This is a genomic window from Pseudoduganella sp. UC29_71 (assembly GCF_042693265.1).
Lineage (GTDB): Bacteria > Pseudomonadota > Gammaproteobacteria > Burkholderiales > Burkholderiaceae_D > Rugamonas.
The window spans coordinates 2475820-2494766 of the sequence record NZ_CP170549.1 but is presented as its reverse complement, the minus strand read 5'-3'; the positions used below and the strand labels follow the sequence as shown (position 1 = coordinate 2494766).

The 18947-nt window shown below is 64.7% G+C and carries 21 protein-coding genes and 1 pseudogene; 15 read left to right on the top strand and 7 right to left on the bottom strand.

Annotated features, from left to right (window positions below; translation table 11 throughout):
* The first annotated feature begins 115 nt into the window (after nucleotides 1-115).
* Entirely contained in the window at nucleotides 116-1006 is an 891-nt protein-coding gene (locus ACFJI2_RS10935; RefSeq protein WP_377705014.1) for a LysR family transcriptional regulator, read from the top strand.
* 9 nt (nucleotides 1007-1015) lie between these two features.
* On the opposite strand, the gene ACFJI2_RS10930 is transcribed toward ACFJI2_RS10935, so the two are convergent.
* The 3 genes from ACFJI2_RS10930 to ACFJI2_RS10920 are packed head-to-tail and all read right to left on the bottom strand — an operon-like array spanning nucleotide 1016 to nucleotide 3070.
* Entirely contained in the window at nucleotides 1016-1759 is a 744-nt protein-coding gene (locus tag ACFJI2_RS10930) for an NRDE family protein (RefSeq protein WP_377705013.1), read from the bottom strand.
* On the bottom strand, nucleotides 1750-2040 hold the full coding sequence (locus ACFJI2_RS10925; RefSeq protein ID WP_377705012.1) for a DUF4936 family protein: 291 nt from the start codon (nucleotides 2038-2040) through the stop codon (nucleotides 1750-1752). The genes ACFJI2_RS10930 and ACFJI2_RS10925 overlap by 10 nt, the downstream gene beginning before the upstream one ends.
* A 1-nt stretch (nucleotide 2041) precedes the next feature.
* Nucleotides 2042-3070, bottom strand: a complete 1029-nt coding sequence (locus tag ACFJI2_RS10920; protein ID WP_377705011.1) for a YgfZ/GcvT domain-containing protein — start codon at nucleotides 3068-3070, stop codon at nucleotides 2042-2044.
* Nucleotides 3071-3200: 130 nt separating this feature from the next.
* Here ACFJI2_RS10920 and mltG point away from each other — a divergent pair, with 130 nt between their 5' ends.
* The 11 genes and pseudogenes from mltG to ACFJI2_RS10865 all read left to right on the top strand — a co-directional run bounded on the left by mltG (nucleotide 3201) and on the right by ACFJI2_RS10865 (nucleotide 10995).
* A complete protein-coding gene (mltG, locus tag ACFJI2_RS10915) occupies nucleotides 3201-4187 on the top strand; it encodes an endolytic transglycosylase MltG (protein WP_377705010.1) in 987 nt (328 codons plus the stop codon).
* Between the two features lie 14 nt (nucleotides 4188-4201).
* A complete protein-coding gene (gene tmk / locus ACFJI2_RS10910; RefSeq protein WP_377705009.1) occupies nucleotides 4202-4819 on the top strand; it encodes a dTMP kinase in 618 nt (205 codons plus the stop codon).
* A 148-nt stretch (nucleotides 4820-4967) separates the two neighbouring features.
* Nucleotides 4968-5993: a DNA polymerase III subunit delta' gene (locus tag ACFJI2_RS10905; protein WP_377705008.1), complete on the top strand. Its 1026-nt coding sequence runs from the start codon at nucleotides 4968-4970 to the stop codon at nucleotides 5991-5993.
* Nucleotides 5994-6004: 11 nt separating this feature from the next.
* Entirely contained in the window at nucleotides 6005-6382 is a 378-nt protein-coding gene (locus tag ACFJI2_RS10900) for a PilZ domain-containing protein (RefSeq protein ID WP_049817606.1), read from the top strand.
* A gap of 28 nt (nucleotides 6383-6410) precedes the next feature.
* Nucleotides 6411-6941, top strand: coding sequence for a GNAT family N-acetyltransferase (locus ACFJI2_RS10895; protein ID WP_377705007.1), 531 nt, complete (start codon nucleotides 6411-6413; stop codon nucleotides 6939-6941).
* Between the two features lie 13 nt (nucleotides 6942-6954).
* Nucleotides 6955-8148, top strand: coding sequence for a hypothetical protein (locus ACFJI2_RS10890; RefSeq protein WP_377705006.1), 1194 nt, complete (start codon nucleotides 6955-6957; stop codon nucleotides 8146-8148).
* A gap of 45 nt (nucleotides 8149-8193) precedes the next feature.
* On the top strand, nucleotides 8194-8979 hold the full coding sequence (locus tag ACFJI2_RS10885; RefSeq protein WP_028833818.1) for a YchF/TatD family DNA exonuclease: 786 nt from the start codon (nucleotides 8194-8196) through the stop codon (nucleotides 8977-8979).
* Nucleotides 8976-9110 carry a hypothetical protein gene (locus ACFJI2_RS10880; protein WP_377705005.1) on the top strand — a complete coding sequence of 45 codons (135 nt, stop codon included), beginning with the start codon at nucleotides 8976-8978 and terminating at the stop codon, nucleotides 9108-9110. Before ACFJI2_RS10885 ends, ACFJI2_RS10880 begins: the two co-directional genes overlap by 4 nt.
* Nucleotides 9107-9637 carry an ankyrin repeat domain-containing protein gene (locus ACFJI2_RS10875; protein ID WP_377705004.1) on the top strand — a complete coding sequence of 177 codons (531 nt, stop codon included), beginning with the start codon at nucleotides 9107-9109 and terminating at the stop codon, nucleotides 9635-9637. The genes ACFJI2_RS10880 and ACFJI2_RS10875 overlap by 4 nt, the downstream gene beginning before the upstream one ends.
* Nucleotides 9638-9719: 82 nt before the next feature.
* Nucleotides 9720-10642, top strand: a pseudogene (locus tag ACFJI2_RS10870) (methyltransferase domain-containing protein).
* A 107-nt stretch (nucleotides 10643-10749) separates the two neighbouring features.
* On the top strand, nucleotides 10750-10995 hold the full coding sequence (locus tag ACFJI2_RS10865) for a hypothetical protein (protein WP_377705003.1): 246 nt from the start codon (nucleotides 10750-10752) through the stop codon (nucleotides 10993-10995).
* Nucleotides 10996-11002: 7 nt separating this feature from the next.
* Here ACFJI2_RS10865 and ACFJI2_RS10860 read toward each other — a convergent pair whose 3' ends face one another.
* Nucleotides 11003-11986 carry an NAD(P)H-dependent flavin oxidoreductase gene (locus ACFJI2_RS10860; RefSeq protein ID WP_377705002.1) on the bottom strand — a complete coding sequence of 328 codons (984 nt, stop codon included), beginning with the start codon at nucleotides 11984-11986 and terminating at the stop codon, nucleotides 11003-11005.
* Between the two features lie 82 nt (nucleotides 11987-12068).
* Between ACFJI2_RS10860 and ACFJI2_RS10855 the strand changes: the two genes are divergently transcribed.
* Both ACFJI2_RS10855 and ACFJI2_RS10850 read left to right on the top strand, forming a co-directional pair.
* Complete coding sequence (locus tag ACFJI2_RS10855; protein WP_377705001.1) at nucleotides 12069-12704, top strand: TetR/AcrR family transcriptional regulator; 636 nt, start codon at nucleotides 12069-12071, stop codon at nucleotides 12702-12704.
* A 124-nt stretch (nucleotides 12705-12828) separates the two neighbouring features.
* Nucleotides 12829-13029: a hypothetical protein gene (locus ACFJI2_RS10850; RefSeq protein ID WP_028833649.1), complete on the top strand. Its 201-nt coding sequence runs from the start codon at nucleotides 12829-12831 to the stop codon at nucleotides 13027-13029.
* On the opposite strand, the gene ACFJI2_RS10845 is transcribed toward ACFJI2_RS10850, so the two are convergent.
* Nucleotides 13026-14150, bottom strand: coding sequence for a phospholipase A (locus ACFJI2_RS10845; protein WP_377705000.1), 1125 nt, complete (start codon nucleotides 14148-14150; stop codon nucleotides 13026-13028). The two genes, ACFJI2_RS10850 and ACFJI2_RS10845, sit on opposite strands and share 4 nt — an antisense overlap.
* A gap of 169 nt (nucleotides 14151-14319) precedes the next feature.
* On the opposite strand from ACFJI2_RS10845, the gene fusA reads away from it, so the two are divergent.
* A complete protein-coding gene (gene fusA / locus ACFJI2_RS10840) occupies nucleotides 14320-16434 on the top strand; it encodes an elongation factor G (RefSeq protein ID WP_377704999.1) in 2115 nt (704 codons plus the stop codon).
* 83 nt (nucleotides 16435-16517) lie between these two features.
* Here fusA and ACFJI2_RS10835 read toward each other — a convergent pair whose 3' ends face one another.
* Both ACFJI2_RS10835 and ACFJI2_RS10830 read right to left on the bottom strand, forming a co-directional pair.
* Nucleotides 16518-18467 (bottom strand): putative bifunctional diguanylate cyclase/phosphodiesterase, encoded by a 1950-nt coding sequence (locus tag ACFJI2_RS10835; RefSeq protein WP_377704998.1) that lies wholly within the window; start codon nucleotides 18465-18467, stop codon nucleotides 16518-16520.
* A gap of 5 nt (nucleotides 18468-18472) precedes the next feature.
* Nucleotides 18473-18922, bottom strand: coding sequence for a hypothetical protein (locus ACFJI2_RS10830; RefSeq protein WP_377704997.1), 450 nt, complete (start codon nucleotides 18920-18922; stop codon nucleotides 18473-18475).
* Between the last annotated feature and the right edge of the window lie 25 nt (nucleotides 18923-18947).

Genomic DNA, 18947 nt, shown 5'->3' with positions numbered 1-18947 from the left:
TAAAGTTGTCATCAATCATGGTATCCGTCGCGGTAGCATGGCGGAAGGTGCAGCATTTGCATTTTATTAGTGCACAGAACGCCATATATAACGCGGTGCGTGTTATTGTCCCGGCATGACTGATTTCAATCTCTTGGTCACGCTGGACGTGCTGCTCTCCGAAGGCAGCGTTGCGCGCGCCGCGCGGCGTTTGCGGCTCAGTCCGTCCGCCATGAGCCGGGCGCTGGCGCGGCTGCGCGAGACGACCGGCGACCCCTTGCTGGTGCGGGCCGGGCGCGGCCTGGTGCCCACGCCGCGTGCGCTGGAGCTGCGCGAGCGCGTCAGCCAGCTGGTGCAGGATGCGGAATCGGTATTGCGTCCGGCGGAGCGGCTGGAACTGGCCGGCTTGCAGCGGACGTTCACCATCCGCGCGCGCGAAGGCTTCATCGACAATTTCGGCGCCGAGCTGGTCGCGCGGGTCGCGGCCGAGGCGCCCGGCGTGCGGCTGTGCTTCGTGGACAAGCTGGACAAGGAAAGCACCGCCTTGCGCGACGGCACGGTGGACCTGGAAACCGGGGTGGTGGGGAAGGCCACCGGCCCCGAGGTGCGCACGCGCGCGCTGTTCAGGGACCGTTTTGTCGGCGTGGTCCGTGCCGGGCACGCATTAGTCGAGGGGACCGTGACAGTGGCCCGCTACGCCGAAGGCGGCCATATTGCAGTATCGCGGCAGGGGCTGGAAAGAGGGGCGATAGACGAGGCCTTGATGCAGGCAGGCCACGAGCGCAAGGTCGCCACCGTCGTCGGCAGTTTCGCGGCAGCGCTGGCGCTGGCCCGCGCCTCCGACCTGATCGCCAGCGTCCCCGAACGCCAGACCGGCAAGCTGCGCGACGGCCTGCACACTTTTGCCTTGCCCCTGGCCGCGCCGCAGGTCACCGTCGCCATGCTCTGGCACCCCCGCATGGACGCCGATCCAGCCCACCGCTGGCTGCGCAGCCTCGTGCACGCCATTTGCGCCGTGGGCGGCTGACGCCTGACGCTACTGAATCAGCATTTCATGCAGGACCGCGGGCGCATCGGCATAGAGTTTGACCACGGTCGAACTGCGGGTGCCGTAGCCGGGGGATTCGATGCGCACCGCCGACAGCAGGCGCTCCATTTCCAGCGGCACGCCGGTTTCCGGCAGGCGCTGGTCCGGCGCGCGGGTGGTGTCGGCCAGCATTTCGAAGTAGGCGTCGTCCGGCGCGCCCAGGCACAGCAGGCTGGCGAACTGGGCCTTGGTCTTCAGCACCTTGGGCCACGGCGAATCCAGCGTGGCGTTGGACAGGCCATAGATGCCGGGCGCCAGCGGCTGGCCGTTGCGCGGGTCGCCGCCGCCCTTGTTCGAGTACCAGATCAGGGTGTTGCGGTCGCCGACGACGAGGTTGAAGCCGTTGTAGGCATGGGCACTGTCGCGGATGTGCCCGATATACTCGGCAGGCGACATCCCGCCAGCCAGGAAGTCGGACACCAGCTGGCCGCGCGAAGGCGCGTCGGCCTTGTGCTCGTGCGGCGCGCGGATGTTGGTGATGGCGGCAAAGCGCGGCGAGTCGATGCCGGCCTCGGCCTGGCTGATGCCCATCCAGCTGCCGCCGGCCTTCAGGTCGCGCCCGGCAAAGATGCGCGGCTGGTCCGGCCACGGCGCGGCCGGGGCGGCTTCGCGCGCGTAGTATTCATCGCGGTTGGCGGCGGCGATCAGCGGCACGGCCGGGACCACTTGCCAAGCGAAAACGATCAAACACATGAGTTGAAATCCGTAAAAACTTCGGTGTGGCGGGGGCCGGCCGTCAGCGGCAGCAGCCCGGACTGCTGGACGGCGGCCGGCAGCGCGGCCTCGAAACCGTCCGGCACCGCCGGATAAACTTCCATCCAGGTCTGCAAGCCATCCTTGGCCTGCGGACGGCGCTTCAGCTGCGGCGCGGCGCCGCACGCGCCGGCCAGTCCGGCCTGCATGGCCGTGACCGCACCGTGCAGGGCGGCCGCGTCGGCCTCCCGCACCTGGTAGTAAATGTACAAATCGGTCATGCTAGACGTCGAGCTTGTCCAGCACGTAGGGCATGGGCAGGAACTCCAGCGCCACGCCATCCGCCGAACCCAGGCGCACCGCACTGGCTCGTGCCGTACCCTGTTCCAGCGCTTCCAGCTTCATTTCCACCAGCGCGTCCGTACCGCCCAGGCCGTTAGGCGCGGCGTTCACCACCATGCCGCACGGCTGCGATGGATCGGACTCGGCAAAGACTTCCGCGCCGGGTGCCGCAGCGCCGGCGATGCGCACCAGCGCCGTGCGGCGCTTGAGCTTGCCCAGGTACTGGCTGCGCGCGACGATTTCCTGGCCCGGATAGCAGCCTTTCTTGAAATTCACGCCGCCCAGCAGCTCGAAATTGATCATCTGCGGCACGAACTGTTCCTGCGTGGCAGCGGTGATCTGCGGCACGCCGGCGTGGATCTCGGCCAGGCGCCAGGCCTCGTTGCCGCCCACATTCAGCTTGTCGGCCAGCACCGGCGCGACAGTAGCGGCGATGTCCGCCGAGGTCAGCCACAGGTAGCGCGGCGCGCCGAAGGCGTTCGCCAGGCGCAGCAGGGTGCCGAGCGCGTGCTCGACCTTGGTGTATGGTTTGTCGGGCAGCGGGTCGAACCAGGTCTGCAGCACGGCCTCGGCCATGCCGCCGCCCAGGCCCAGCGCCACTTGCGTGGCCGGCGCGTCGGTAGCGTCGGACAGCTTGGTCTTGGCGCGCAGCACGAACATGCTCAGGCGCTTTTGCAGCGGAGGCTGGATTTCGCGCGGCAATTGCAGGAAGATGGATTCTTCGTTGCGCCACATGAGGAAAGTGGCTTGCAGCCGGCCTTTCGGGGTGCAGTAGCCGGCCAGGCGGACGTCGTCCTGGCCCAGGTGCTCCACGTCATTGGTCAACTGATTGTGCAGAAAACCGGCAGAGTCTGCGCCGGTCAATGCGATCAGGCCCTGGTCGGTGACGGCGGCAACAAAGCCCACGGCCAGTTCGGTCGGGGTCAGCGGCTTGCCCTGCGGCGTTAGAAGTTGATTCCAGTTACTCATAAATTCCAATAATTTGACGATTAAAGCATTATCATTACGGCCTAATTATAGTGATGTAGAAGAATTCGCGCCGGACGCACCCAAAAAGTGCGTTTCCGGCCTTAAAGTGACTGGCAAGTGACTGGCAAAGATGGCATTCATAAAAAAGACGATGGTGTTGGGACTCCTGGTTGCCGTGGCAGCCGGCGGCGGATTTGCCTGGTGGGCCGGCCAGCCGATTATTACGGAAGAGCCGGCAATCGATTTCACCATCGTGCCCGGCAGCGGCGCGCACGCGGCCGGCCAGCAGATCGCCGAGGCCGGCGTACCCATCCAGCCGCTGCTGTTCAACCTGCTGGCGCGTTTCACGCAAAAGTCGTCCAAACTCAAGGCGGGCGCCTATGAGCTCAAGCCCGGCACCACGCCGCTGCGGCTAATCGACCAGCTGGTGCGCGGCGAGTTCGCGCAGGAGCAGCTGACCATCATCGAAGGCTGGACCTTCCGCCAGATGCGCCAGGCCGTGGCCGCCCACAAGGGCCTCAAGCACGACACCATTGCGCTGTCCGACACGGAGCTGATGGCGCTGGTGTCGCCGGAATTCAAGGCGCCCGAAGGCCTGTTCTTCCCGGACACCTACCTGTTCGCCAAGGGTTCGAGCGAACTGGCTATCTTCCGCCAGGCGCACGCCATGCTGATCGCCAAGCTGAGCGAGGCGTGGGAGAAGCGCGATCCCAACCTGCCGTACAAGAATCCCTACGAGGCGCTGACCATGGCCTCCATCGTGGAAAAGGAAACCGGCCAGAAGTCCGAGCGCAACATGATCGCGGGCGTGTTCGTCAACCGCCTGCGGCTGGGCATGCTGCTGCAGACTGACCCGACGGTCATCTACGGCATGGGCGCCAAATACGACGGCAAGATCCGCAAGAAGGACCTGGAGACGGACACCCCGTACAATACCTACACCCGGGCCGGCCTGCCGCCGACGCCGATCGCCTTGCCGGGCGTGCAGTCGCTGACGGCGGCGCTGGCGCCTGCCAAGACGGCGGCGCTGTATTTCGTCTCGCGCGGCAACGGCACCAGCCAGTTTTCCGATAACCTGACCGACCACAACCGGGCAGTGAATCAGTATCAACGTTAAAGAATTTGAGTTACATGAAACAATACAGCGGCAAGTTCATCAGTTTCGAAGGCATAGACGGCGCCGGCAAGTCGACGCACATCAACTTTGTGACGGAATATATCCGCGCGCGCGGCATCCAGCTGGTCAGCACCCGCGAGCCGGGCGGCACGCCGCTGGGCGAGAAGATTCGCGAGCTGTTCCTGCATGAGAAGATGCACCTGGAAACGGAAACCCTGCTGGTGTTCGCCAGCCGCCGCGAGCATCTGGCGCAGGTGATCGGACCGGCGCTGGCGCGCGGCGACTGGGTGCTGACCGACCGTTTCACCGACGCCAGCTTCGCCTACCAGGGCGCGGGACGGGGCCTGGACCGCGCCAAGCTGGAAACGCTGGCGCACTGGGTGCATGCCGACCTGGAGCCGGACCTGACCTTCCTGTTCGACGTGCCGCTGGAAGTGGCGCGCGCGCGCCTGGATTCGACCCGCGACCTGGACAAGTTCGAGCGCGAGAAGGAAGACTTCTTCCACGCCACCCGCAACGAATACCTGCGCCGCGCAGCCGAGGCGCCGCAGCGCTTCCGGGTGATCGATTCGACGCGCAGCATTGCCGAGATCCAGCTGGAGCTGGCGCGCATTTTGGACAGTGTGCTGTGAGTTCGCTGGCCTGCTCGGCGGGTTACGCTGCGCTAAGCCGCCCTACGGTTCCATTAATCCCATCGGTTTCGTGGAGTGCTGCAGGGCGGGTTAGTGCGCAGCACGTAACCCGCCAGGCGCCGCTACCATCCTGTAATATCAACAACACATGACGACCTCAATTTACCCCTGGCAGGAAGCAGCCTGGCAGCAGCTGCAGACGCTGCGCGCCCGCATGCCGCACGCCATCCTGTTCCACGGCGCGGCCGGCACCGGCAAGGCGGATTTCATCGAGCACTTTGCCCAGTCGCTGCTGTGCGAGAACGCCGGTCCGGGCGGCCATGCCTGCGGCGAATGCGTCTCCTGCGGCTGGTTCGGCCAGCAGAATCACCCCGACTTCCGCCGCGTGCGTCCCGAATCCTTTGAAGACGAAGTGACGGGCGACGGCGAGGAGGGCGAGGAAAAGAAAGCCGCCAAGTCCAAGGCGCCATCCAAAGAAATCAAGATCGAGCAGATTCGCCAGCTGGCCGACTTCATGAACATCTCCACCCACCGCCAGGGCTTGCGCGTGGTGGTGCTGTACCCGGCCGAGGCGCTCAATATGCCGGCCTCGAACGCGCTGCTGAAGACGCTGGAAGAGCCGCCGCCGGGCACGGTGTTCCTGCTGTCCTCGAACAGCCTGGACCGCCTGCTGCCGACCATCCTGTCGCGCTGCCGCAAGTTCGCGCTGCCGATGCCGGGCCACGACGAAGCGCTGGCCTGGCTCAAGGCGCAGGGCGTGGCCGACGCCGACAGCTGGCTGCGCGAGCAGGGCGGCGCGCCGCTGGCCGCGCTGGCCCAGTCCGAGTCCGGCAGCCGCGAGGAAATGGACGTGCTGCTGCAGATGCTGGGCCACCCCAGCGTGGAAGCGGCGCTGCGCGCAGCCGACAAATTGCAGAAAGTGCCGCTGTCATCGCTCGTTTCGTGGCTGCAGCGTTGGTTGTACGATATGTTTTCCTACAAATTGTCAGGCAACATCCGTTATTATCCTCGTTACCGCAAGGAGCTGGCGGGGCTGGCGGACAAGGTGCACACCGCCAAAGTAATGGCGGCCATCAAGAGCGTGAACGAACGGCGCGCGATTGCCGACCATCCCTTGTCGCCCAAGCTGTTTATTGAGGACATGCTGCTCGATTACGCGGCAAGCTGCGCTTGAAAGGAAACGAATTGACCGGCAGCACCATCGATCCCAATGCCGTACCGATAGCGCGCCCCTCCGTGCTGTCGCTGGCCATCAAGGAAAAGGCTGCGCTGTACGCGGCCTATATGCCGTTCCTGAAACACGGTGGCATCTTCGTGCCGACCCAGAAGCCCTACAAGATCGGCGACGAGATCTACCTCATCCTCGCGCTGATGGATGACGCCACCAAATACCCGATCGCAGGCAAGGTCGCCTGGATCACGCCGCCCAGCGCCGCCCACAACAAGGCGCAGGGCATCGGCCTGCATTTTCCCGACGACGAAACCGGCCAGCGCGTGCGCACCCGCATCGAGGAAATCCTCGGCGCCGCGCTGCGTTCGTCGCGCGCCACGCACACCCTTTAATCACTAAGTCATCACTAAGCCTCCGTCCATGTCTTTCCGCCACCGCAACGCCACACTCAACGACCTGCCCACCATCGTCGCCATCTACAACAGCACGATCGCCTCCCGTGAAGTCACCGCCGACACCGAACCGGTCTCGGTCGAGTCGCGCCTGGCCTGGTTTCACGACCACACGCCGGAGCGCCGCCCGCTGTGGGTGATCGAACCGGCCGCCGCTGCGGGCGCGGACGATGACGCGGCCTCGCCGGCCATCCTGGGCTGGATTTCCTACTCCAACTTCTACGGCCGCCCGGCGTACTCGGGCACGGCGGAAGTGTCCATCTACATCGCCGAGGAAGCGCGCGGCAAGGGCATCGGCCGCTACGCCTTGCAGGAGGCAATCGACTTTGCACCGACTATCAACGTGCACACGCTGCTGGGCTTCATCTTCGGCCACAACCGGCCCAGCCTGGGCCTGTTCTCGAAGTTCGGCTTCGAGACCTGGGCCAATCTGCCCAAGGTGGCCAACCTGGACGGCATCGAGCGCGACCTGATCATCCTCGGCAAGCGCGTCGCCTGAAGCGGGAACCGATATGCTGCGTAAATTAGTCCTCGCCCTGGTCCTTGGAATGTGCGCAGCGCAGCCGGCGCGCGCCGAGCTGTTCGGCAGCACGGACAGCCAGAAGCTGGTGTCCGAAGGCCACGCCCTGCAGGCTGCCGGCAAGTACAAGGAAGCGCTGGACAAGTTCGAGGCGGCGCGCAAGCTGTCGCCGGACGCCTCCAGTCCGCTCTCCGCAGCGGCATACCTGCTGCAAACCCTGGTTCCGGGCTTGCCCGACGACGCCGCCGCCAAGGCGCGCCAGCAGGCGGAGGGGCTGGCCCGGGCCGCGCTGAAACTGGCCGCCAACGATCCGCTGGCCGCCGAAGTGCTGCGCATGCAGGACGATCCGTCCGCAACGCCCGCCTACAAAGCCAACGACGCTGCCGCCAAGGCCTATGCCGAAGGCGAAGTGCTGTTCCACCAGGGCCAGTACGAGGCCGCCCGCGCCAAATATCGCGCGGCGCAGCTGGCCGATCCGAAGTTCTCCTCAGCGTTCCTGATGGAAGGGGACACCTATTTCATGGAGAAGAATTGGATCGCGGCGGAGATGCTGTTCCATAAAACCACCCAGGTCGATCCGCAGAACGCCCAGGCCTGGCGCTTCCTGGCCGACACCCAAGCCCGCCTTGGCAACCGCGCCGGCCTGGAGCAGGCGGCCTTGCAAGCCGTGGCGGTGCAGCCCAGCCAGATGCCGAGCTGGGAACGCCTGGCGGCAGTGGCCAAGATAGACGGCAAGCCGCTGACACGTTTGCAGCTGGTGCGGCTGGCGTCCGTGACGCAGGACGCCAAAACCGGCAAGGCCACCATCACCATGGCGGCTGAATTCAAGGACGCCAAGGTGGAAGCCAATAGCGACTATGCGGTATGGCTGGCCTACGCCGTGGCGCAGGCCAATGCGCTGGGCGCGGCGGCCAAGGAAAAGCGTACGCTGTCGCCGTTCGCCCTCGAGCAGGCGGGTTGGAGCACGGCGCTGAAGGTGGCGGCCGAGTTGCAGGAGAATGGAGCGCCGCCGCTGGCATCGCCGGCCTTGCTGGCGCTGCGCGGCCTGAAGAGCCCGGCCGACGTGGAAGCGGCCATCCTGCTGCTGATGTACCGCGAATCCTACCGGCCCGAATTCGAAGCCTGGAAAAAGGCGCATCCGGACGGCATCCGCGAATTCGTCACGGCGCACCGGCTGATGCCCTAAGCGGGCGGTCTGGCAGCGGCGCGGCCGCTCGCGTACAATCACGCCATGTTTATCGATTCCCACTGCCACATCAATTTCCCCGAGCTGGCTGCTCGCATGCCCGAGATTCTCGGCAAAATGGCCGAGAACAAGGTCACGCACGCGCTGTGCGTCTCGGTTGACCTGCCCGACTTCCCGCAAGTGCTTGCGCTGGCCGAGCAATATCCGCATATCTACGCCTCGGTCGGCGTGCATCCCGATTACGAAGACACGCCGGAGCCGAGCGTCGAACAGCTGGTGCAGCTGGCCGACAACCCGCGCATCATCGCGATCGGCGAAACCGGGCTGGACTACTACCGCCTGGAAGGCGACCTGGAGTGGCAGCGCGAGCGCTTCCGCACCCACATCAAAGCTTCAAGAATCACGCGCAAACCCTTGATTATCCACACAAGATCGGCCAGCGCGGACACCATCCGCATCATGCAGGAAGAAGGCGCCGGCACCGACCAGGGCGGCGTGGCGGGCGTGATGCACTGCTTCACCGAGTCGCTGGAAGTGGCGCGCGCAGCCATGGCGATGGGCTTTTACATCTCGTTTTCCGGCATCGTCACCTTCAAGAGCGCCAAGGAACTGCAGGCCGTGGCCATGGAAGTGCCGCTGGAGCAGATGCTGATCGAAACCGATTCGCCCTACCTGGCGCCGATGCCGCACCGGGGCAAGATGAACGAACCGGGCTACGTCGCCCACGTGGCCGAATACATCGCCAAGCTCAAAGGCGTGTCCGTGGAGCAGGTTGCGCAGCAGACCAGCGACAACTTCTTTAAACTGTTCAGCTTCGCCAAACAAGCATGATGCCAAAACGCCGCCTGTTGCTGTCCGCCTTCGCCCTGATGCTGGCAGCACCGGCGTTTGCAGAAACCGAAGATGACGTCGCGTTCTTCCGCGCCGCCCAGGTGGACAACACCGTGACGGTGGGGACTTGATCAAGCGCGGCCTGGACCCCAACCTGCACGAACCCGAGCGCGGCGAAACCGCCCTCATCATCGCCATGCGGCACGACGCCAACCGCGTCTTCAAGCTGCTGCTGGAGCACCCCAGGATCGACCTCGAAGCGCAGTCCGCCAACGGCAGCACCGCGCTGATGATGGCCGCCTTCAAGCACAACAAGGCCGCCGTCAAGGCCATGATCGCCAAGGGCGCGCAAGTGAACCGCAAAGGCTGGACCCCGCTGCACTTCGCGGCCGCGGCGGGCGACCTGGACATCATGAACATCCTGCTCGAACACCACGCCTACATCGACGCCGGTTCGCCGTCCGGCCTCACGCCGCTGATGCTGGCCGCGCGCGAAGGCATGGAAGACGCCGTCAAGCTGCTGCTGGAACAGGGCGCGGACGCCACGCTGAAAGACAACGCCTTCCGCATCGACGCCGCCGAGTTCGCCACCCGCGCGGAAAAGCCCTGGATCACCAAGGCCATCAGCGCCCACCTGGCTGCGAAAGCGGCAAAGTAGACGGTTTTTCCAGCCCAACTCGCCGCTTAGCTTTGCCGGGCACGCAAAGATAATGGCTACGTTGCGCTAACAAGGAAAAACCATGCTGAACGAACGTGAAATAGAGAGCTGCTACCTGGGGCAATTCATCCCTGTCCACTACCATCACAACATGCTGATGGACCAGAACCGCATGCACAGCTTCAAATCGGCCATCGACTACGCCGTCAAGCCGGGCATGAAAGTGCTGGAACTCGGGGGCGGCACCGGCGTGCTCTCCTTCTTCGCGGCAGCCAAGGCCAGCAAGGTCTACTGCGTCGAATTCAATCCCGACATGGTCAAGGAAGCGCGCAAGTTCCTCGCCATCAACCCGAACGGCGAGAAAGTGGAGGTCATCCACGCCGACGCCTTCGAATACCTGCCGCCCGAGCCGGTGGACGTGGTGATCTGCGAAATGATCCACGTCGGCATGCTGCGCGAAAAGCAGGTCGAAGTGATCGAATCGTTCAAGCGCCGCTACCTGGAGCGTTTCGGCGGCCCGCTGCCCGTGTTCATGCCGGAAGCGGTCATCATGGCGGTGCAGCCGCTGCAGCAGGAATACGACTTCGAGGGCTTCTTCGCGCCCATCGTGCAATTCCAGGAAACCCAGGTCATCTACCCGGCACGGTCGAGATGGCGCAGCCCGCCGTGTACAGCGTGCTCGACTTCACCCAGCCGAACGACATGCTAATCAGCTGGGAAGGCAAATTCGTCGTTGAGCGCAGCGGCTGCGTGAACGCCATGCGTTTCGTCACCAAGAACATCCTGTCGGTCGTCCAGGAGCGCAACAGCACCATCGACTGGCTCAACCACTACATGACACTGCCGCTGGCCAAGCCCGTGCAAGCCAAGGAAGGCGATGTGCTGGCAGTAAGCTTCCAATACCGCGCCGGCGGCTCCTTGCCCTCGCTACAAGCCTCCCTGCGCTGCGAAGTGCAGTACGAATCCGCCCTCCAGCCCCAGCACCACACCCCGGCCTTCGCCTAAAACCTTTGGGGTCAGGTCCGGCATCACGCCATTTTGGCGTGATGCCGGACCTGACCCCGGGTGGGTTATGGCGGTATACTCCGGGTTTTGATTAAAGAGTATTTGCTATGGAACAAGAAGACCGCCGCTATATCGTGCAGCAGAGGAAGATTTCTGAGGGCGACAAGCCGCCTGTGTTTGCGAAGGTGATGCGCAGCAAGGAGGGCGTGTTTGAGGGCGTGTCCTTCATCAAGTCGAAGGAAAAGGCTACCATCCTGACCGTGCCCGAGGCGGAACAGGCGATTGCCTGGGCTCTGAAGAAGAAGCCGAACGCAAAAGAGTACGAAACCAAGATCATTTGCGTCGGCCAGTAAGCCAGCTTTACGCCGCGCGCTTGTCCAGCAGGCGGGCGCGGGCGCTTTCGTATTCCGCCGCCAGGCGGCCGACCAGCTCGGCCACGGTCGGCGCGTCTTCCATCAGCCCCACGCCTTGGCCTGCACCCCAGATGTCGCGCCAGGCCTTGGCCTTGGCGGTGCTGCCGGAGCCGAAGTCCATGGCCGTCTTGTCGGCCTCGGGCAGGGCGTCCGGGTCCAGCCCTGCGGCGACGATGGATTTCTTCAGGTAGTTGCCGTGCACTCCCGTGAACAGATTGGTGTAGACGATGTCCGCCGCAGTCGACTCGATGATGGCCTGGCGGTAGCCGTCGTCCACGTTCGATTCCTGCGTCGCCAGCCAGCGCGAGCCGATGTAGGCGAAATCGGCGCCCATGGCTTGCGCAGCCAGGATGGCGTCGCCGGTGGCGATGGAGCCGGACAGGGCGATCGGACCTTTGAAGAATTTCCGTACTTCTCCCACCAGCGCGAACGGCGACAGGGTGCCGGCATGGCCGCCGGCGCCGCTGGCGACCAGGATCAGGCCATCCACGCCCGCTTCCAGCGCTTTCTGCGCGTGGCGGATCGAAATCACGTCGTGCAGCACGATGCCGCCGTAGCTGTGGATGGCGTCCAGCATTTCCTTCGGCGGCGCGCGCAGCGAGGAGATGATGATGGGCACCTGGTGCTTGACGCACATGGCAACATCATCCGCGAGGCGGGTGTTGGACTGGTGCACGATCTGGTTGACGGCAATGGGGCCGATAATGGCGTCCGGATTGGCTTCCCTGTAGGCGGCCAGTTCGGCCTTCAGGTCGGTCAGCCAGGTGTCCAGCAGCTCGGCCGGGCGTGCGTTCAGCGCAGGGAAGGAGCCGACGATGCCGGCCTTGCACTGCGCAGCCACCAGCTTCGGGCCGCTGGCGATAAAGAGGGGCGAGCCGATCACGGGCAGCGCCAGCTTACGCAATACCTCGGGGATGTGGTTTGATGTCATGATATGCTCCGTCGGGTTAGGTCTGATACGATGTTATCAGAAAAAACGATGTTTTTTCACTTGAATTTTAGAGCCCAGCTTCATGAATAAAGCCAAAGTTGTCGATTTTCGCCAGGAACAGGAAGATTTGCGGGGAGCGCTGCGCCAGGGCATGCTGGACGCCGCCAGCCGTTTGCTGGTGGAGGAGGGGCCGGCTGCGCTGACGGTGCGCAAGGTGGCCGAGGCCGTCAATTGTTCGACAACGCTGCTGTATTCCATCTTCGGCGGCAAGGATGGCCTCAGCAACGCGCTTTACCTGGAAGGCTGCGAGCGCCTGAAGCGCGATTTCGCCGCCACCGAGGCGGAACTGGCGCAGACGGACGCGCTGCAAGGCGTGTGGATCTGCGCGCGCGCCTACCTGGACTACGCGCGCCGCAACCCGGCTTACTACCAGGTCATGTTCGGCGACGCCATCGCCGGCTTCATTCCGCCGCTGGAGTCGCGCGTGTCCGCCTGGGAGACTTTCACGCCTCTGATACGCCAGTTCGAGCGCTGTATGGAGCAGGGCCTGCTGCCCAAATCCAGCCCAACGGCGGCGGCCCGCCTGCTATGGGCCGCGCTGCACGGCATCGCAAGCCTGGAGCTGAAGGGCTTCTACCTGAAGAAGGAGCATCCGGACGCGCTGTTCAAGTCCGCCGTGCGCGCGGTGCTGCTGTCGCTGCAGAATCCGGAAGCTTGATACCGTTCATTCCGGTTTTCTTGCCCTTTGTCGGCGCAGCACGCAGCTGGTCGCATGGCGCAGGAAGGGGCGGCGACTTCGGTTACATTAGCGTTGTCGAAAACGTACTGCCCTGGAGCGCATCATGCTGAGTTTTGTGTTGTGGCTGGTTCTGCTGTTTCTGTGCTGGCCGCTGGCCCTGCTGGCCTTGCTGCTGTACCCGCTGGTCTGGCTGGTGCTGCTGCCGTTCCGCCTGATCGGCATTGGCGTGGAAGCGGTGTTCGAGCTGCTGCGGGCCATCGTCATGCTGCCGGCCCGCGTGCTGCGCGGCTCGCCCGGCCGCTAGAATTCCACCAATACCCCGGCGCCGATCGACATCTGGGCGTAGTTGTAGTCGATCAGGCTCTGGCCGTAGCCCGAGCTGCCCTGCAGGTAGCCCTTCAGATTGTCGCGCAGCGGGAAGTTCCAGCCCAGCTGCAGGAAGCCGTGGTGAGTGCTCAGGTTGCGCCGCGCCAGCAGCGAATATTCATGGCCGGCGTTGCGGTAGGCCACGCGCACGTCGCCGCGCCCCATGTATTGGCTGATGTCGATGTTGTCGTTGTCCGACTTGGCGTTGTCCAGCCGCTGCCACAGGCGCACCGTGGCGCTGAAATGCTGGCCCCATTCGCCGCCCACTTCGGCATACAGCCGGTTCCAGCTGCGCGAGAGCGTGGAAGTCTGGCCGTTGGACTGGTGCACCAGGCCAAAATTCACATAGCGCAGGCGTGCGTCGCCGACGCCGAAATTGAGCGGCGCCACGGCCATCAGCTCGGGCTGGTAGTTGGTCTCGCGGAAGGGACTGGACGCGGAACGGTTGTAAGCCTGCCAGAAACTCTGCTGCGTATAGGCGAACCACAGGTCGAACGGGCTGTTGGCGATGCTCTCCATCATCTTCATCTTGAAACTGAGCTGGTAGCTCAGCTCCACGTGCTGGCTTTTCAGCCCGGCCGGCGTGAAATCCTTGAACGGGCCGTCGTTGGTGCCGTTGCTGTAGTTGGCCAGCAGCAGATAGGTGTCGCGGTGCGGGCTGAACGAGAACACGCCGCGCTTGGACGGCTGGTCCAGCTCCCAGCGCTGGACCATGCGCGACAATTCCTTTTCCGGCTCGGCGGCTTCTACCGCCGCCATGGCGGTGGGCGCCGCCTCGGCCTTGGCTGCCGCCACGGCCGGCGCGATCACCGCTGCCGCTTCGCCCACCGGCGCCGCCTGCGTGCCTGGCGCTGCGCCGGCGGCGGGCGGCGTGGAGGCCAGCGGGCCTTTCTTGGCCAGCGCGTCGTAGCAGGCCAGGCGGGCGCTGGGGTCGCCGAGCACGGAACAGCGCTGCAGCAGGATTTCAATTTCGGAGGCGTCCTGCGCCAGCGCGGCGAAGGGGGCCAGGGCCGCTGCGGCGATCAAGGCCTGAAAGGTGTGCTGCGTTCTAGTCTTCATGGGATAGCTGGTTGTCTGCATTGGGAGGCAGTCTATATTGATTTCTGGCAAATGCGGCGCACTTTACGGCAAGGCACTTGAATTTGGTTAAGCACCCCATACTTCAGTGATCCATTACTGATAGAATCAACGACGACCCGCTGCCGGGCCTCGTTTCAAGGAGATTGTGATGACCCGCAAGACACCTATCGAGCGTTACCGCAACATCGGCATCAGCGCTCACATTGATGCCGGTAAAACCACCACCACCGAGCGCATCCTGTTCTACACCGGCGTCAATCACAAAATCGGCGAGGTGCACAACGGCGCCGCCACCATGGACTGGATGGAGCAGGAGCAGGAGCGCGGCATTACCATTACGTCGGCCGCCACCACCGCCTTCTGGAAAGGCATGGCCGGCAATTTCCCCGAGCACCGCATCAACATCATCGACACGCCCGGCCACGTGGACTTCACCATCGAGGTGGAGCGTTCCATGCGCGTGCTGGACGGCGCCGTGATGGTGTACGACTCGGTGGGCGGCGTGCAGCCGCAGTCCGAGACCGTCTGGCGCCAGGCCAACAAGTACAAGGTGCCGCGCATTGCCTTCATCAACAAGATGGACCGCGTGGGCGCGGACTTTTTCCGCGTGCAGCAGCAGATCAAGGACCGCCTGAAAGGCACCGCCGTGCCGATCCAGATTCCGCTCGGCGCCGAGGATAATTTCCACGGCGTGGTGGACCTGGTGAAGATGCGCGCCATTAACTGGGACGACGCCAGCCTGGGCGTGAAGTTCACCTACGAGGAAATCCCGGCGGAGCTGAAAGAACTGGCGCAGAAGTGGCACGACAATATGGTGGAAGCGGCGGCCGAAGGCTCGCCCGAGCTGCTGGACAAGTACCTGAACGGCGAAGCCTTGAGCGAGGCCGAGATCAAGCAGGGCCTGCGCGCGCGCACCATCCGCAACGAGATCGTGCCCATGCTGGCCGGCAGCGCCTTCAAGAACCGCGGCGTGCAAGCCATGCTGGACGCGGTGATCGAGTACCTGCCTTCGCCGGTGGACGTGCCGGCCATTGCCGGCCACGACGAGCAGGACAACCCGATCGAGCGCCATCCGACGGACGATGAGCCGTTCTCCGCGCTCGCCTTCAAGATCATGACCGACCCCTTCGTGGGCCAGCTGACCTTCTTCCGCGTCTATTCCGGCGTGGTCAATTCGGGCGACACGGTGTACAACCCGACCAAGAGCCAGAGGGAGCGCCTGGGCCGCATCCTGCAGATGCACGCCAACGAGCGCAAGGAGATCAAGGAAGTCTACGCCGGCGACATCGCGGCGGCGGTGGGCCTGAAGGCCGTCACCACGGGCGACACGCTGAGCAACCCGGACCATGTGATCGTGCTGGAGAAGATGATCTTCCCCGAGCCGGTGATTTCGCAGGCGGTGGAGCCGAAGACCAAGGCCGACCAGGAGAAGATGGGCATCGCCCTGAACCGCCTGGCGCAGGAAGACCCGTCGTTCAAGGTGCATACGGACCAGGAATCGGGCCAGACCATCATGTCCGGCATGGGCGAGCTGCACCTGGAAATCCTGGTGGACCGCATGCGGCGCGAGTTCGGCGTGGAGGCGACCGTGGGCAAGCCGCAGGTGGCTTACCGCGAAACCATCACCAAGACAGCGAGCGATGTGGAAGGCAAGTTCGTCAAGCAGTCGGGCGGGCGCGGGCAGTACGGCCACGCGGTGCTGACGGTGGAGCCGGCGGCGCCGGGCAAGGGCTACGAGTTCGTGGACGCGATCAAGGGCGGCGTGATCCCGCGCGAGTTCATCCCGGCGGTGGACAAGGGCATCCAGGAGACGCTGCAGACCGGCGTGCTGGCGGGCTATCCGGTGGTGGACGTGAAGGTGACGTTGACCTTCGGTTCCTACCATGACGTGGACTCGAACGAGAACGCCTTCCGCATGGCCGGTTCGATGGCCTTCAAGGAAGGCATGCGGCGCGCGTCGCCGGTGCTGCTGGAGCCGATGATGCACGTGGAGGTGGAGACGCCGGAAGAGTTCATGGGCAACGCCATGGGCGACCTGACGGCGCGGCGCGGCATGGTGCAGGGCATGGATGAGATTCCGGGCGGCGGCGGCAAGATCATCCGCGCGCTGGTGCCGCTGGCCGAGATGTTCGGCTACTCGACCACCTTGCGTTCGCTGACGCAGGGCAGGGCGACCTACACCATGGAGTTCAAGCATTATGCCGAGGTGCCCAAGCATATCCTTGACCAGGTTGCGGTGTCGTCCAAGGGCAAGCCGCATTGATGGCGGAGCTGGCGGGTTACGCGCTCTGCGCTAACCCGCCCTACAGGCCCGCGGGCCGGTCACGTCTATAACCGTAGGGCGGGTTAGCTCGCAGAGCGTAACCCGCCGTCCGCCGGCTGCGCCAGCAGCGCCGCAAATTCCCAGGCCGGGACAGGGCGGCTGTACAGGTAGCCCTGTCCCTGCTCGCAGCGCAGGAGCCTGAGCAGCTTGGCCTCTTCCTCGGTCTCTATCCCCTCCGCCACCACCTTCAGGTCCAGGTTGTGCGCCAGCGACACGATGGTGCTCACCAGGCCCATATAGCCCGCGTCGTGCGCCATCTTCATCACAAACGAGCGGTCCACCTTGAGCACGTCCACCGGCAGCGTCACCAGGTAGGCCAGCGACGAGTAGCCGGTGCCGAAATCGTCTATCGCAATCGGCACGCCGTGGCTGCGGATGCGCGTCAGGATGTCCACCACGCGCGCGTGGTCGGCCACCAGGCTGCTCTCCGTGATCTCGATCGACAGCGGATGCAGCTCGGCGCCTGCCGTCTTCAGCACCCGTTCGATGTCCCCGATCAGCGTATCGCAGCGGAACTGCGCCGGCGCCACGTTGACGGCGATCTGCGGCGGGTTCAGGCCAGCGTCGTACCAGCTGCGCCAGTCCGCCATGGCCTGCTCCATCACCTGCCGGCCGGCCGCGATCACCAGGCCGCTGCGCTCCAGCACCGGCACGAACTCGGCCGGCGACACCATGCCGCGCGTGGGGTGGTTCCAGCGTATCAGCGCCTCGGCGCCGGACAGCTGGCCGGTCTTCATATCCGTCTTGGGCTGGTAGTAGTTGACGAACTCGCGCCGCGCGATGGCGTCGCGCAGCTCGGACTCCAGGCTCAGTTCACGCGCCAGCGCCTGGTCCGCGTGCCTGTCGTAGTAGCCGAAACGCTCTTCCTTGATGCGCGCGCCGGCCAGCGCGTCCCAGGCTTTCACCAGCAGCGCGTCGGCCGAGGTGCCGTCCTCCGGCAGCGCGGCCGCGCCCGCGTTGATGGTGCACCAGATGCGGTGCTCTTCCACGTGGTAGGAGCCTTGCAGCAGCGGCACGATGGTGTCGCGCACATAGGTCAGCGGCGAGCCCGGCTCGTCGGCCGGATAGAACAGCGCGAAGCGCCCGATGCCGATATGCGACAGCAGCATGCGCGGCGCCACTTCCATGTTCAGCCGCTGCGCGATGGCGCGCATCAGGCCGATGGCGGCGCTGTTGCCGTAGGCCGAACTGATCTCGTCGAAGCGGTTGATATTGATCAGCAGGACCGTGCCGCGCTGCTCGGCCGCCGCCAGCGCGGCGATCTGCTCCTCGAAATGGGTGCGGCTGGGCAGGCCGGTGAGCGGATTGGTGCGCGCCAGCCGGTACAGCTCCTGGGCGTTCACCAGCCGTTCCAGGCCGAAGCTCAGCTCCGAGCCGATTTCGCCTGCGCGTTCCAGGTAGAAGGCATCGAACAGGTCGTTGTGCAGCGAGTACAGCGACAGCACGCCCCAGCGCCGGTTGTTGGCAAACAGCGGAATCGCCATGCAGGAGGCGATGCAGCGCCGCTGGCAGCCGGTGTTGAGCTGGTTGGAAAAGCGCATGTCGCCGCTTTCCAGCGCGCTGGCGGCCAGTTCCGGTGCGAACCAGTCGGCGGCGGCCAGGTCGTCGCCGCTGCGCCATTCGCGTTCGGTGCCGTCGCGCTCCACCGACGTGAGCAGGCGCAGCTTGCCGGTGGCTTCGTCGCAATAGCTGACGTCCACAATCTGGATGCCGGGCTGCGAGGCGATAATGCGGCAGGCGCCCAGGCACAGGCTTTCCAGCGAGCGGGCGCGCGACACCACCGGCGTCAGGCGCGACAGCAGGACGTAGAAGCTGTCATGCCGCACCAGCTTTTCCTGCAGCGCGGCCTGCGACGCCTGCAGGCGCTCCAGCGCGGCCAGCGCCGCGCGCTGCGCGCAGGCATCCGCCAGCGGGGCGCGCTTGATGTAAGCGGCCAGCTGCGCTGCGTCGTCCTGCGGTGCGGTCAGGTCCATGTCGATCAGTCAGTCAGCTTGAACTTCAACTGTACGGATAGTGCGCCATACAGCCGGTCCTTGTAGCGCGGGATCACGGCGATGTTGGCCCCCACGCGCTGGTACTCGAAACTCATGACCGGTATGGCAGCCAGGAACCAGCCGCCGTCGCGCATTTTAGGATAGCCGTTGAAGCCGCCGACCACGGCGCCGAAGCGCAGCGGACCGATGGCGAAGGGCTGGTAATACACGCCCGCGTAGTTGGAGTACTGGCGGTCACTATTATAGAACCGTCCTGCGGTGGCCGCTGCGACGGTGGAAAAGCGGTATTCGGCGCCGATGCCGGGATTGCGGTCGTTCAGGTTCTTTTCGCGGTCGAAATGGTAAGAATAGAAACCGGGGTTGATCCACAGCTCGCTGAGCGGCTTGTCCTCAACCAGTTCGAACGGGTTGGCGTCGCCGGCGGTGGCTGGCATGGCGGTAGCCGCAAGGGCTGCAAAG

What these genes read in the sequence shown, in the direction of transcription:
- ACFJI2_RS10925 (WP_377705012.1), bottom strand. Translation starts at nt 2,040, where the DNA reads ATGACCGATTTGTACATTTACTACCAGGTGCGGGAGGCCGACGCGGCC.
- ACFJI2_RS10865 (WP_377705003.1), top strand. Translation starts at nt 10,750, where the DNA reads ATGGAACAAGAAGACCGCCGCTATATCGTGCAGCAGAGGAAGATTTCT.
- ACFJI2_RS10880 (WP_377705005.1), top strand. Translation starts at nt 8,976, where the DNA reads ATGATGCCAAAACGCCGCCTGTTGCTGTCCGCCTTCGCCCTGATGCTG.
- ACFJI2_RS10850 (WP_028833649.1), top strand. Translation starts at nt 12,829, where the DNA reads ATGCTGAGTTTTGTGTTGTGGCTGGTTCTGCTGTTTCTGTGCTGGCCG.
- ACFJI2_RS10845 (WP_377705000.1), bottom strand. Translation starts at nt 14,150, where the DNA reads ATGAAGACTAGAACGCAGCACACCTTTCAGGCCTTGATCGCCGCAGCG.
- ACFJI2_RS10935 (WP_377705014.1), top strand. Translation starts at nt 116, where the DNA reads ATGACTGATTTCAATCTCTTGGTCACGCTGGACGTGCTGCTCTCCGAA.
- ACFJI2_RS10885 (WP_028833818.1), top strand. Translation starts at nt 8,194, where the DNA reads ATGTTTATCGATTCCCACTGCCACATCAATTTCCCCGAGCTGGCTGCT.
- ACFJI2_RS10830 (WP_377704997.1), bottom strand. Translation starts at nt 18,922, where the DNA reads ATGCCAGCCACCGCCGGCGACGCCAACCCGTTCGAACTGGTTGAGGAC.
- ACFJI2_RS10905 (WP_377705008.1), top strand. Translation starts at nt 4,968, where the DNA reads ATGACGACCTCAATTTACCCCTGGCAGGAAGCAGCCTGGCAGCAGCTG.
- ACFJI2_RS10930 (WP_377705013.1), bottom strand. Translation starts at nt 1,759, where the DNA reads ATGTGTTTGATCGTTTTCGCTTGGCAAGTGGTCCCGGCCGTGCCGCTG.
- ACFJI2_RS10920 (WP_377705011.1), bottom strand. Translation starts at nt 3,070, where the DNA reads ATGAGTAACTGGAATCAACTTCTAACGCCGCAGGGCAAGCCGCTGACC.
- fusA (WP_377704999.1), top strand. Translation starts at nt 14,320, where the DNA reads ATGACCCGCAAGACACCTATCGAGCGTTACCGCAACATCGGCATCAGC.
- tmk (WP_377705009.1), top strand. Translation starts at nt 4,202, where the DNA reads ATGAAACAATACAGCGGCAAGTTCATCAGTTTCGAAGGCATAGACGGC.
- ACFJI2_RS10890 (WP_377705006.1), top strand. Translation starts at nt 6,955, where the DNA reads ATGCTGCGTAAATTAGTCCTCGCCCTGGTCCTTGGAATGTGCGCAGCG.
- mltG (WP_377705010.1), top strand. Translation starts at nt 3,201, where the DNA reads ATGGCATTCATAAAAAAGACGATGGTGTTGGGACTCCTGGTTGCCGTG.
- ACFJI2_RS10835 (WP_377704998.1), bottom strand. Translation starts at nt 18,467, where the DNA reads ATGGACCTGACCGCACCGCAGGACGACGCAGCGCAGCTGGCCGCTTAC.
- ACFJI2_RS10860 (WP_377705002.1), bottom strand. Translation starts at nt 11,986, where the DNA reads ATGACATCAAACCACATCCCCGAGGTATTGCGTAAGCTGGCGCTGCCC.
- ACFJI2_RS10895 (WP_377705007.1), top strand. Translation starts at nt 6,411, where the DNA reads ATGTCTTTCCGCCACCGCAACGCCACACTCAACGACCTGCCCACCATC.
- ACFJI2_RS10855 (WP_377705001.1), top strand. Translation starts at nt 12,069, where the DNA reads ATGAATAAAGCCAAAGTTGTCGATTTTCGCCAGGAACAGGAAGATTTG.